Origin of the sequence: Collinsella aerofaciens (genome assembly GCF_039752955.1) — a bacterium.
Classification (GTDB): Bacteria; Actinomycetota; Coriobacteriia; order Coriobacteriales; family Coriobacteriaceae; genus Collinsella; species Collinsella aerofaciens_BI.
The window spans coordinates 28,106-40,440 of the sequence record NZ_JBDMHB010000017.1 but is presented as its reverse complement, the minus strand read 5'-3'; the positions used below and the strand labels follow the sequence as shown (position 1 = coordinate 40,440).

Sequence of the window (12,335 nt, the reverse complement as noted above, 5' to 3'; positions counted from 1 at the left end):
GGGTTAAGTTTGTCGCGAGTTCCGCACGCAAAGGAAAGCACTTAATGTGCTTTCCGTCTTGCGCAGGACTGTAGAGCAGCAAACTTAACCCCCGCCCTCAGCCCCGGAGACCCTCCCGGATGGCCCTGAAAAATTTTTTCAAAAAAGTTGTTGCGCGCCGGACAGACTTCTGTGTATACTAATCCCCGCAGCGCACGCGAGCGGAAACAAACGCGAACGCCTGCCTGGGGAGTTAGCTCAGTTTGGTTAGAGCGCCGGCCTGTCACGTCGGAGGTCGCGGGTTCGAGCCCCGTACTTCCCGCCAACGCAATTAAAGCCACGTCTTCGGACGTGGCTTTTTGCGTTTGATGCACTTTGTTTCGATAGAACGATCGCCCTGGTGCATCTTCGCCCAGAATCCCCGCGCCTTCGGGAACGCAAGTAAAATCTAATAAGTATATCTGTCTGAACAACAGCTTTGTTGCGCAACACCTGTTCTACGAGACAGGGGGTTAGGTTATACTAAATTGCACTGTGCGCCGCATCTGATGCATTTCGCTCCAAGCGCGGCACTCAGTGGATATCCGATTTACCATTTGGATGTCCTGGCGGTCATTTAGCGTCTCGACACAAGCTCGGCCCCGGAGCTCGTTCGAGCTGTTCGTATTCCTTGAAAGGGGAAAAATGGACATATCGAGGAAGACTGATTACGCCCTTCGCATGCTGGCGATGCTTGCCGAGGATCCGGAGCGTTTGCTTTCTGTTCGCACCGCTGCCGAAGAGGTCAATGTCCCGTATTCGTTTGCCCGCTCGATTCAGCACGGTTTGGTCCAGGCCGGTATTGTGGAGAGCCTGCGTGGCGTCCACGGTGGCATGCGTCTCAAGGTCAGTCCGGACGACGTCACTATCCGCCAGGTCGTCGAGGCCGTTCAGGGTCCTATGGTTATGAACGATTGCACCGCGCCCGATGGTGACTGTGCGCGCATGGGCGCGTGCTGCTATCATCCCCTGTGGGCCGGAGCCCAGGCGTTGATGCGCGACTACCTCGATTCCGTTTCGCTCGGCGACATCGTCGCTCACCGCCAGTTCCCGGCCGTCGATCCCAAGTTCGCCGACCGCGAAGCGTTTCCCGAGTACGCCACCTGCGCGTGCGCTTACCGGGAGGAATAGCGCCGCATAAGGAGCATAGCCATGATTCAGGACCCCTTTCGTTCGATGATTCGTTCGGAAGGGGTCCTGCGTTATCGCGACCTTCCGTGGCGCCGCACACGCGATCCGTACATCATTTGGCTTTCTGAGGTCATGCTGCAGCAAACGCAGGTGCCGCGTGTGGAGGCGCGCATGCCGGTGTGGCTCGATCGTTTTCCGACTGTGCAGGCGCTTGCCCAGGCCGCGCCTTCCGATGTTTTGGACGCTTGGCAGGGCATGGGCTACAACCGACGCGCTCTGGCGCTTCATGGGGCCGCTCAGCGCGTTGTAGAGGACTGGGACGGGGAGTTTCCGCGTGAGACGCGTGACTTGGTCGCTCTGCCCGGCATTGGCCCGGCAACGGCGCAGGGCATCCGTTCGTTTGCGTTTGATCTTCCAGGCGTGTATCTAGAGACCAATGTGCGCACGGTCTTTTTGCATCATTTCTTTCCCGATGTGCCGGCCGTTCCCGATCGCGAGCTGGTGCCGCTGATTCAAGCCGCCTGTCCGGCGGCCCCTGGTGCGTTGGCGGACGAGACCGCTCCCTTTGCCGTGCCGCTCGATGATGCCGACACGCCGCGCGCGTGGTATTACGCGTTGCTGGATTACGGCGCATATCTAAAAAAGACGTTGCCCAATCCGTCTAGGCGTTCGGCGGGCTATAGCCGTCAGTCAAAGTTTGAGGGCTCACGTCGCCAAAAGCGCGCGCATATCGTGCGCATGTTGCTGGCAGCGCGCGATGGCCAGCCGGCGGGGATTACGCTTGCTGATGTCGTGGTGGGCGTTAACGAGATGGAAGCGGCGGCTGGGCGTGGACCGGTCGAGCGCGAGCTTGTCGCGGGCATTCTAGCTGACCTGGAGCGCGAGGGCTTTTGCCGAGCCGAGGACGATCGTTGGTTGAGTGTGTAGCCCGCTCAAATCTGAAGAACAGGATTGTAAGGTTTAGATTTTCGGCATGAGGGCATCCTAAAGACGAGGCCGCTCGAAGCCTACGGGCGGCATGCGTTGAAGGGAAGTACACCTATGGATTTTGAGAATTCCCAAACCAAGAAGAACCTCGAGACCGCTTTTGCCGGTGAGTCCCAGGCACACACCAAGTATCGCTACTATGCATCCAAGGCCAAAAAGGACGGCTACGTTCAGATCTCGAATATTTTTGCCGAGACGGCGGGCAACGAGTCCGAGCACGCCAAGCTGTGGTTTAAGTATCTGCACGACGGCGCCGTCCCCGATACCCTGGACAATCTGCGTGATGCCGCTGCGGGCGAGAACTACGAGTGGACCACGATGTACGACGAGTTCGCCAAGACCGCCGAGGAGGAGGGTTTTGCCGAGATCGCTGAGAAGTTCCGTGGCGTCGCCGCCGTCGAGAAGGCCCACGAGGAGCGCTACAACAAACTCGTCGAGCGCATCGAGTCGGGCGAGGTGTTTGAGCGCGAGGGCGTAAAGGTGTGGAAGTGCCTGAACTGCGGGCACCTGCACGTTGGTGCTGAGGCGCCTGAGGTGTGCCCGGTGTGTAACCACCCGAAGGCGTACTTTGAGGAGCAGGTGGTGAACTACTAGCGCTTGGCGCTAGCGTGAGCTGGGCCGGGAGGGCCGGACTACCTTCCCTCCTCGCTCACGGCTTCGCAGGGTCGCGTTGAGGGAAGGTAGTCCGGCCCTCCCGGCCCGCTTTGGGTCGTCGCGTGCTCGCTACAGAAAAGCTGATAAAAAAGTTTGTGTGCCGCCCCTTATGGGGCGGCACGTTTTTGTGGGGGCCGGTTGGGGCGGTGACGTTGCTTAGAGGGTACACTGGGTAGCGTTGGCTATTCGTTTCCTCTTGTGAGGTGTTGGTTATGGGTAAGAAGTCTCGGGCTCGGGTTGCTGCGGCGGGAACTCGCAAGGATCCTGGTCGTCGGGTTGCCGAGGGTGAAAAGGCCAATCGTGCTGAGAAGGGCAAGAAGGTCGGTGCGCATGCTCATCCTGAGTGGGCGCCCCATTTGAATTCGGCTAGTGAGGACTTGACCGCCAAGCTGTTTACGATGGTCGAGGTCATCTTGGGCGTGGTACCTGTGGTGGTCATTGGCCTGTTCCTGGCCTCTAAGGATGCCACGAGCGTGGATAAGCTCACCGAGGTCTTTTCGCAGGAGCCCTCGATGGTGGTCACGTTTATTTCTGCGTGCCTGCAGCCGTTTGTGGCGTACATGCTGTACATGATTTATTGCAAATACTGCGAGGGCGATGCGGGCTTTGCCGCCGGCAACCTGATCGGTCTTTTGTGCTCCGAGATCCTACTGCTCAATATCCCGGGCGTCATCGGTATGGGCATCTTGCTGTGGCGTGTTTGGCGCAACGTTGCCCCGCACTTTGAGAGTTGGCTGTTTGAGCGCCGCGTAATGGGCGTGCTGGCAGACATCGCCGGGTCGCTCGTGATTCTCGTCTTGGCATTTATGTGCGCCACCGCCGCCCGCGGTCTCGCGGGCATGTAGTCTGTTCTCACCGACCACGGGGCGCAGGGCGGGGAAACCTTCCCCTCTCGCTCACGGCTTCGCAGGGTCGCGCGAGGCAAAGGTTTCCCCGCCCTGCGCCCCGGCGTTGAGTCGTCGCATGCTCGTTACAGAAAAGCTGATAATAAGTTTGTGTGCCGCCCCTTTGGGGCGGCACTTTTTGTGTGGGGTCCCGGTCTCCACAATTTTCGTCAAGCTATTGGTTAGATTTTGGTCAGTTGGCGTAAGGGTGGAAGGCCAAAAGATTGTTGGCGAAAAAAGCTCAGAGAAAGTGCTGGTAGGGGAGTTGTTGAGCTTTTCGACAGCTTTTGAGCAGAAGAAACTTTGTGGCTATTGCCGGCGATTGCGTTGTCGCGGTCATGGCGGTGCGGGATGCTGGTCGTAAGCGTCGAATGCTCCGATTTTGGAGGCCAGCATGGATCTGTTTCTTGAGACTCCGCAGCAACAAGCCGAGCGCATGTTGCGCCAACAGCAACGGCTTATAGAGATGCAAATGCAAGGGGCGGCAGCCCAGCCCTTTGCGCAAAATGTCGTGCCCGCTGCTGTACCTGCAGCTGTGCCCGGGTGTAAATCGGCGCCAGAGGCCTATTCCGTACAGCAAGATTCATATGCGCAGGAGCTCGCGTTCGACAAGCGTCGTGCGCGTCGTCGCCGTGTGGGCCAGCGCTTGCGCATATTGGCGATGATCGTGCTCATCCCGTTAGGGCTTGCGGCCATCTTTCTGGCGTCGTATGCCCTCACGTGCATCCTCAACGGCGCATCGCCCAACGAGGTGCTCCAACATCTGTCAGCCCTCGGCCAGCGCCTAGGCGATGTCATAACAACAATCCGCGCCGGCTGGGAGAGTTAGCGTTTGTCACATTAGGACTTCTAGGGTGTAGGGATTATCGCCATGAGTAGAATCCTCGCATCCTGTGGGTCCTGTCATGCGACTTAATAGTATTATTGAAGATGAATAATAATAGGATTTGTTATGTATAAGCAGGATTTAGAACAGACTCTTTTGGGCATTGACGAAGAGGCGGAGCTGGAAATAGGTCCAAGAGACGACAGGCCGAACGTTGTATTGGTGGGAGGAAGCGCCTTCATGCTAAACGATGTGACGAATCGTTCGGTTACACATGACATTGATGTGTTTGAGGCAGATAGGTGCCTCCGCGAGATCATAGCTCGATACCCCGAGGTGAATGGTATGGCGGTGGCATATTGTAATCAGATGCCGTTCAATTACGAAGATCGTTTGATTCCCTTGGATATTGGGGCGCGTTTTATCAGGTACTTTACGCCATCCTTGGAGGACCTGGCGGTAATGAAGCTCTATGCCTGTCGTCCGAACGACATCATCGATCTTCATAGTCAGGCATTCGTCGACCGACTTGATTGGGGGTTGCTCGAACGGCTTATATTCGACGAGGGAGAGGCGCTGGCGTCGTCGCCTTCGGAGCGGAGTTATCAAGAGATGGTCTGTGCATACAGGCAATACAAAAAGGAGGTGCTCGGTTGAATCTGACCTTTGAGGGATTCTTAAAAGGCTATTGCCGAGAGCTATCCGGACAGCGGTCGCTGAGTTTTAGAAAATTGGTTGAGCAGGCGACGACGGATGCGCCGCGCGTGGCGGAGCCTCTGTTTTTGCTCGCTTTGGCGCAAGGAAAAGCCGAATACGTTCTGGGTTTATCCGAGGGCTCGTGGATGGAACGGGATTACCGAGACGTTTTATCCTTGTACGGTCAAGCGGGTAGCATGGCGTCTCTATGCGCCAAAAGTGAGCTCCCAAATCGTTATGCCAACGTTTGGCGTGCGTATAGAGCGGTGAAGGAAAAGCCGGCGGCCGATAGAAGGGTGAACGCCCTGATGAGAAAGAAAACGCTGGAAGCATTGGAGGAATCGGGTGTAACGCGCTATGGCCTCTGCCGTGCTCTGCGCCTGAATAAAGGAAACGTATACGCATACTTGGCCGGCGATGACTCAAAGGTGAGCAGGAAAACGGCGCGCCGCATTATGGAATATGCGGAGGAGAGGGGCACCCAAGAAGGGGCCGGGCGCCCGGTGTGTGTGGCGGGGTAAGATTGATCGCGATTTTGATTGGTGCTCGATTGGGTTTGTTGGGCGGAGTTTATGTCTGCTATTGATATTGTGCTTGTTGTGATCGCCTTGGTGGCGGTGGGGGTTGCTGTGGCTTGCGCCCTCCAGCTCAAGAGCCTGCGTGCCGAGTTGCGGGAGCGTGGCGACAGTAGCGCGGAAACGCTGGCAGCACTCGAGCAGGCCAACAACGCGCTCGATGCCCTGAACGTCGCGCTGGCCGAAACTCGCCGCACGGCCAATGCCATCGCGCAGCAGCAGACGACAGATGCGGCCGTGGAGCAGCAACGTTACCTGACCATCGCACGTGAGTTTTCGCAAGCTGGTGACCGGATGGATGACCTGCGCCGCGAGACGGCCCAACAGCTCGGTGCCAACCGCGAGGGTATCGAGCATCGCCTGGACAAGGTGCGCGAAACGGTCGATGCTCAGCTGGGCGCCATCCGCAAAGACAACAACGTGCAGCTCGATCAAATGCGTGCGACGGTGGACGAGAAGCTCTCCCGCACGCTCAACGACCGACTGTCGGCATCGTTTAAGCAGGTGAGCGACCAGCTCGAGGCCGTGTACAAGGGCCTGGGCGACATGCAGTCCATCGCCACCGGCGTGGGCGACCTTAAGCGCGTGCTGGGCAACGTGAAGGCGCGTGGCATTTTGGGCGAGGTGCAGCTGGGTGCAATTCTGGCGGACATCCTTACGCCCGACCAGTATCTGGAAAACGTCGCCACCAAGCCCGGCGCCTCGGAGCGCGTTGAGTTTGCCGTCAAGCTGCCGGTGGACGAGGGCGACCCCGTGCTGCTGCCGATTGACTCCAAGTTTCCGGGCGACGCGTACGAGCACCTGCTCGACGCGCAGGAGTCGGGCGATGCGGAGACCGTGGCGGCTGCGCGTAAGACGCTCGACACCATGGTCAAGCGCGAGGCCAAGGACATCTGCGAAAAGTACCTGAGCGTGCCGGCAACGACCAACTTTGGCATCATGTTCGTGCCGTTTGAAGGACTGTACGCCGAGGTCGTCAGCCGCCCCGGGCTTATCGAGACCCTGGGCCGCGACTATCACGTCAACGTTGCCGGTCCCAGCACCATGGCGGCCATCCTCAACAGTCTGCAGATGAGCTACCAGACGTTTAAGTTGCAAAAACGCACCGATGACGTGCTGCGCGTGCTCTCCGCCGTCAAGGCCGAGCTGCCGCGCTATCAAAAGGCGCTGCGCCGCGCCCAACAGCAGATCGAGACCGCAGGAAAGACGGTCGAGGGCATCATCACCACGCGCACCAACGTTATGGAGCGCAAGCTCAAGGACATCGACGCGCTGGAAGACGCCGACCAAGCCGATGAGATCTTGGGACTCACGTCCGCGAGCCTTCTCGCGGACCAAGAAGACAAGGACTAATTGCAACAAGACGGTGGGGCACCGGCGCAAACGCGGGCGCCCCACCGCTTTTCGTATCGCACTTGTCTGAAGCGTGCTCCAATGTGCAACAATGGCGTTTCGCCCTATCAGACGCGAAAGGAAGCCCATGTCCCAGAGAAGCACCAGCCCGCTCAGCCGCTCCACCGTGTGCCGCACGCTGCAGCGGTTTTGGGGTGTCACGCGCACGCAGCCGCTGATTGTCTTTCTCTCGGTATTCTCGTCGGCGGGCTACATCTTTTTGCTGACGTTTGCCAATACCTATGTGATGGCCCTTATTGTCGACCGCGTTCAAGCCGGTCCCGTGGCGGGTGACCAGGTGTTTGAGGTCTTCGGCCCCTATATCCTGGCGCTCGTACTCGTTAACCTGGTGGGTCAGATCCTCTCCAAGTTACAGGACTACACCGTCTACAAGCTCGAGATTGCAGGCAACTATCACCTGGCGCGTCTATGCTTCGACACGCTCTCCAACCAATCCATGACATTCCATACCAGCCGCTTTGGCGGATCGCTTGTGAGCCAGACGAGTCGTTTTATGAGCGGCTACACGGGGCTGGTGGACGTGACGGTGTATTCGCTCATCCCCACCATCACCTCGGTCATCTGCACCGTGGCCGCACTCGCCCCGGTGGTACCGACGTTTACCGTGATCCTGGTGTGCATCATGGTCGTCTACATCGCGTTTGTCTGGCTTATGTACAAGCGCATCATGCCGCTTTCGGCCGCGACGTCCGCCGCGCAGAACAAGCTCTCGGGCGTGCTCTCCGACGCGGTCACGAACATCTTGGCCGTCAAGACCTGCGGGCGCGAGGACTTTGAACGCGATCTGTTCGACGCCGCCGATCGTGCCGCGCGCGACGCCGAGACGGTCTCGATGCACGCCATGATGCAGCGCAACTTTACGACCTCGGGCCTTATCGTCATCACCATGGCCGTGGTGAGTGTGTTCGTGGCGGGCGGCAACGCGTGGTTTGGCATCTCGGCTGGCTCGCTCGTCATGATCTTTACCTACACCTATAACCTCACCATGCGCCTGAACTACGTAAGCTCCATGATGCAGCGCATCAACCGCGCTTTGGGCGATGCGGCCGAGATGACGCGCGTGCTGGACGAGCCACGCTTGGTGGCAGACGACCCGGATGCCCCCGAGCTCAAGGTGAGCGAGGGCGCGATTGATTTTGAGCACCTGAGCTTTGCGTACCGTGACGCTGCGGCGGGCGAGAACGTGTTCGATGACCTGACACTTCATGTGGCGGCGGGCCAGCGCGTGGGCCTGGTGGGCAAATCGGGCTCGGGTAAGACGACGCTCACCAAGCTGCTGCTGCGCCTGGACGATGTCCAGGGCGGCCGCGTGCTCGTGGACGGTCAGGATGTCTCGCGCTGCACGCAGCAGAGCCTGCGCCGCCAGGTTGCCTACGTGCCGCAGGAGGCGCTGCTGTTCCACCGCTCCATTCGCGAGAATATCGCCTACGGTCGCCCCGGCGCTACCGACGAGCAGATTCGCGAGGCTGCGCGCCTGGCCAACGCGACTGAGTTTATCGACCGCTTGCCCCATGGCTTTGACACCATGGTGGGCGAGCGCGGCGTCAAGCTTTCGGGTGGTCAGCGCCAGCGCGTGGCTATCGCCCGCGCGATTCTCACCGATGCGCCGATTCTGGTGCTCGACGAGGCGACCTCTGCCCTCGACAGCGAGTCCGAGGCGCTGGTGCAGGAGGCGCTCGAAAACCTGATGCGCGGGCGCACCTCCATTGTGGTGGCGCACCGCCTGTCCACCGTGGCGGCGCTTGACCGCATTGTGGTGCTGGCCGATGGCGAGATTGTCGAGGACGGCACGCATACGCAGCTCGTCGAGGCGGGTGGCGAGTACGCGAGCCTGTGGAGCCGTCAGACCGGCGCATTCTTGGAGGCGTAAGCGTCTCGGACGTGGGACAATTGTGCCCATAAGTTTATTGTGCCGTTGAGCCGAGGAGTCGTTATGCCACGCGAGACCAATGCCGCCAAACGCGAGCGCGCCGTTGAGGTGTGTGAGCGCCTCAACCGTCGCTATGGCCCGGTCGAGTGCTTTTTGGACCACGAGAATCCCTTCCGCCTGCTGATCGCGGTGTTGCTCTCGGCGCAAACGACCGACGCGCAGGTCAACAAGGTGACGCCGAGGCTGTTTGCCCAGTGGCCCACGCCCGAGGCCATGGCCGGGGCGAGCGTGGCTGACGTGGCAGACACCATCAAGTCACTCGGCTTCTACAAGAGCAAGGCCAAGCATGCCGTGGAGGCCGCGCAGATGATCGTCGCCGACTATGGCGGCGAGGTGCCGGCCGACATGAAGGAACTCGTGAAGCTGCCGGGCGTGGGACGCAAGACGGCGAACATCGTGCTCAACGTGGGGTATGGCATCGTGGAGGGCATTGCGGTGGACACGCACGTCAACCGCATTGCGCACCGCCTGATGCTGAGTCCCAAGACGCATGCCAAGGAGCCGCTCAAGACCGAGCAGGATCTGCTCAAGATTTTGCCGCACGAGTATTGGGAGTCGGTCAACCATCAGTGGATCACCTTCGGTCGCGAGATCTGCGACGCCCGCAAACCCAAGTGTGACGAGTGTCCGCTGGCAGATTTGTGCCCCAGCGTGCGCGTAGCGGGGTAGGGCGGAACACATCTTCGTCTGGCGTTTTTTGCGGGGCTGGGTTTGCCCTTGAGCCGGAGTCCTCTCCATGCGCTACCATGACAGACAATGTATTTGACGTACGACCCGCCGAGCTTGCCCCGGCGGGCTTTTGGCGTTGCAATGCCGGAGGAACAGCATGCTCATTCACCGTATAGCCGCGCAGCTCTACACTGCCGAGGCGCTGCAGACCGTCGAGGCCGGACTCGATGCCGGCGAGGACGTGACGCTGGCTGTGTCGCAGTCGGGCCGCACGCTTATGGCGGCCGCCCAGTTTGCGCGCCGCCCGCGTCCCACGGTCTACATTGTGAGTGGCGAGGATGCGGCCGATCGCGCCGCGCGCAGCCTTGCCGCCTACGTGGGCCTAGCGCACGTGTGCCGTTTTCCCGAGCGCAAGGACTATCCGTGGCGCGAGCAGGCGCCCGACGACGCCGTGGTAGCGCAGCGATGCGAGGCCCTGGGACGCATCGTGCGCGGGGACAACTGCATCATGGTTGCCTCGGCTCGCGCGTTGCTGCGCTGCGTGCCGCCAGTCGAGAGCCGCTACTGGGAGTCCACGATCTTTGCGGTGGGCGAGGAGATTCCCTTTGACGAGGTGCCGCATCGCCTGGTGGGCATGGGCTACACCAATGCCGGCGCCGCCGACGCGCCCGGTCTGTTCCGCGTTCACGGCGACACCGTAGAGGTGTTCCCTGCGCAGGAAAAGGCGCCCGTGCGCATCGAGTTTTTCGGCGACGAGATTGACCGCATCCGCCGCATGGTGAGTTCAACGGGGCAGACCATCGGTAACGAGGACAGTATCGAGATCTTCCCCTGCCGTGAGCTGGCGCTTACCGACGAGGCCGTCCACAACATGCATGTGGCGCTTTATCGCGCCAGCCAGGACGACAGCAAGTTGGCGGCGCTGCTCGAGATGGTGGATGCGCGCATCGTCACGCCCGAGCTCGATCGCTTTTTGCCGGTGATGTACGGCCAGACCGTGAGTCCGCTGTCGCATGTGAGCGGCAAGGCGCTCGTGGTGCTGTCCGAGCCGCGCTCGCTGTTCGATGACTGCCTGCGCGCCTACGAGGATATCGAGGCACGTGCCGGCGAGGCGGGGGTCGACCGTCTGGACGGCCTGTACGTGCGTGCCCAGCAGCTCGACTTTGGTTCCCAGCAACGCCTGAACTACGTGAGCCTGATCCGTGCCGGCGGTGCGGTGACGGCCGAGCTCAAGATTGAGCAGCCTGCCATCGCAGGCTCGGATAACCGTTTTATGACGCGCATCCAGGAGGTTGTGGGCAAGCGCTACGCCTGCGTGTTTGCCATTCCCGACCGCGGCGCGCGCGAGTCGATGGAGCTCACCTTTGGCGATGAGGGCATTACCTTTGAGGAATCGCTGACCGCGGCGCCCGAAAATGCCGGCGCTATTGGCGACCGCGTGCGCGTGGCAGCAGCGGATTCCGCCGACCGTACCGCACGCCAGGAGGCCCATGCTTCCATTCGCGAGCGTAAGGCCGACGCGCTCAACGCCCGCTCGCTCGAGGCGGGCGCGGCCCAGGCCGCCGCCGGTGCCGCCGTGCCCACCATCTCGCGCGGACGCGTGGCCTTTGTCGATGCCGCCCTGCCGCAGGGCGTGGTGGTGCCCGATGCCAACCTGGCCGTGTTTTCGATCGCCGACCTCAACGCCCGCATGGACGCCAACCGCGCGCGCAGCCGCCGCAAGGTGGACATTACGCAGATTACCTTCCCGTTTAAGCCGGGCGACTACGTGGTGCACGCTACTCACGGCATCGCGCTCTTTAGCGAGATCGCGCGCCAGGAAGTGGGCGGCAAGGAGCGCGACTACTTTTTGCTGGAATATGCCGACGGCGACAAGCTCTACGTGCCGCTGGAGCAGGTCGACCGCATTACGCGCTACGTTGGTCCCGACGGCGACAAGCCGCGCCTGACCAGGCTCAACACCGCCGACTGGACGCGCGCCACCAACAAGGCGCGCAAGAACGCCAAAAAGCTGGCGTTTGACCTGGTCGACCTGTATACGCGCCGATCTTCGATTGCCGGTATCGCCTGCCCGCCCGACACGCCCGAGCAGATCGAGATGGAGGAGAGTTTCCCCTACGACGAGACGCGCGACCAGCTGGAGGCCATTGCCGACATCAAGGCCGACATGGAAGCGCCCAAGCCCATGGACCGCCTGCTGTGCGGCGACGTGGGCTTTGGCAAGACCGAGGTTGCCCTGCGCGCGGCGTTTAAGTGCGTGGACTCCGGCCGCCAGGTCATGGTGCTCTGCCCCACGACCATTCTGGCCCAGCAGCACTATGAGACGTTCTTTGAGCGCTTTGCCCCGTTTGGCCTCGAGGTCGAAGTGCTCAGCCGCTTCCGCACCCCGGCGCAGCAAAAGCGCGCGCTTAAGGCGTTTGCCGAGGGCACGATCGACGTGCTCATCGGCACGCATCGCTTGCTTTCTGCCGACGTGAACCCCAAGAACCTGGGCATGGTGATCATCGACGAGGAGCAGCGCTTTGGTGTGCAGCACAAGGAGCAGCTCAAGA

At 60.7% G+C, this 12,335-nt stretch carries 11 protein-coding genes and 1 tRNA gene; all 12 read left to right on the top strand.

The genetic code is table 11. The features are described from left to right. Positions 1–226 precede the first annotated feature (226 nt). Positions 227–304: transfer RNA gene (locus tag ABHR75_RS05525), tRNA-Asp, on the top strand. A 359-nt stretch (positions 305–663) separates the two neighbouring features. Then, positions 664–1,149 (top strand): RrF2 family transcriptional regulator, encoded by a 486-nt coding sequence (locus tag ABHR75_RS05520; RefSeq protein WP_138341664.1) that lies wholly within the window; start codon positions 664–666, stop codon positions 1,147–1,149. A 21-nt stretch (positions 1,150–1,170) separates the two neighbouring features. Continuing rightward, positions 1,171–2,076, top strand: a complete 906-nt coding sequence (locus ABHR75_RS05515; RefSeq protein ID WP_346963826.1) for an HhH-GPD family protein — start codon at positions 1,171–1,173, stop codon at positions 2,074–2,076. 114 nt (positions 2,077–2,190) lie between these two features. Further along, positions 2,191–2,730, top strand: a complete 540-nt coding sequence (gene rbr, locus ABHR75_RS05510; protein WP_117634424.1) for a rubrerythrin — start codon at positions 2,191–2,193, stop codon at positions 2,728–2,730. 272 nt (positions 2,731–3,002) lie between these two features. Continuing rightward, a complete protein-coding gene (locus ABHR75_RS05505) occupies positions 3,003–3,635 on the top strand; it encodes a hypothetical protein (RefSeq protein WP_346963825.1) in 633 nt (210 codons plus the stop codon). Between the two features lie 433 nt (positions 3,636–4,068). Further along, positions 4,069–4,503 carry a hypothetical protein gene (locus tag ABHR75_RS05500; protein ID WP_195364160.1) on the top strand — a complete coding sequence of 145 codons (435 nt, stop codon included), beginning with the start codon at positions 4,069–4,071 and terminating at the stop codon, positions 4,501–4,503. 123 nt (positions 4,504–4,626) lie between these two features. Continuing rightward, on the top strand, positions 4,627–5,157 hold the full coding sequence (locus tag ABHR75_RS05495; protein WP_195235013.1) for a DUF6036 family nucleotidyltransferase: 531 nt from the start codon (positions 4,627–4,629) through the stop codon (positions 5,155–5,157). Next, positions 5,154–5,717: a hypothetical protein gene (locus ABHR75_RS05490; RefSeq protein WP_217750333.1), complete on the top strand. Its 564-nt coding sequence runs from the start codon at positions 5,154–5,156 to the stop codon at positions 5,715–5,717. Before ABHR75_RS05495 ends, ABHR75_RS05490 begins: the two co-directional genes overlap by 4 nt. 51 nt (positions 5,718–5,768) lie before the next feature. Continuing rightward, positions 5,769–7,124, top strand: a complete 1,356-nt coding sequence (locus tag ABHR75_RS05485) for a DNA recombination protein RmuC (RefSeq protein ID WP_346963824.1) — start codon at positions 5,769–5,771, stop codon at positions 7,122–7,124. Between the two features lie 127 nt (positions 7,125–7,251). Next, positions 7,252–9,054 (top strand): ABC transporter ATP-binding protein, encoded by a 1,803-nt coding sequence (locus ABHR75_RS05480; protein ID WP_346963823.1) that lies wholly within the window; start codon positions 7,252–7,254, stop codon positions 9,052–9,054. 63 nt (positions 9,055–9,117) lie between these two features. Further along, positions 9,118–9,783, top strand: a complete 666-nt coding sequence (nth, locus tag ABHR75_RS05475; RefSeq protein ID WP_055310092.1) for an endonuclease III — start codon at positions 9,118–9,120, stop codon at positions 9,781–9,783. A gap of 157 nt (positions 9,784–9,940) precedes the next feature. Next, positions 9,941–12,335: DEAD/DEAH box helicase (locus ABHR75_RS05470; RefSeq protein WP_346963822.1), on the top strand; the 2,395-nt coding region annotated here is incomplete at its 3' end.

Coding starts and splice junctions, on each gene's coding strand:
- ABHR75_RS05520 (WP_138341664.1), top strand. CDS start 664: ATGGACATATCGAGGAAGACTGATTACGCCCTTCGCATGCTGGCGATG.
- ABHR75_RS05515 (WP_346963826.1), top strand. CDS start 1,171: ATGATTCAGGACCCCTTTCGTTCGATGATTCGTTCGGAAGGGGTCCTG.
- rbr (WP_117634424.1), top strand. CDS start 2,191: ATGGATTTTGAGAATTCCCAAACCAAGAAGAACCTCGAGACCGCTTTT.
- ABHR75_RS05505 (WP_346963825.1), top strand. CDS start 3,003: ATGGGTAAGAAGTCTCGGGCTCGGGTTGCTGCGGCGGGAACTCGCAAG.
- ABHR75_RS05500 (WP_195364160.1), top strand. CDS start 4,069: ATGGATCTGTTTCTTGAGACTCCGCAGCAACAAGCCGAGCGCATGTTG.
- ABHR75_RS05495 (WP_195235013.1), top strand. CDS start 4,627: ATGTATAAGCAGGATTTAGAACAGACTCTTTTGGGCATTGACGAAGAG.
- ABHR75_RS05485 (WP_346963824.1), top strand. CDS start 5,769: ATGTCTGCTATTGATATTGTGCTTGTTGTGATCGCCTTGGTGGCGGTG.
- ABHR75_RS05480 (WP_346963823.1), top strand. CDS start 7,252: ATGTCCCAGAGAAGCACCAGCCCGCTCAGCCGCTCCACCGTGTGCCGC.
- nth (WP_055310092.1), top strand. CDS start 9,118: ATGCCACGCGAGACCAATGCCGCCAAACGCGAGCGCGCCGTTGAGGTG.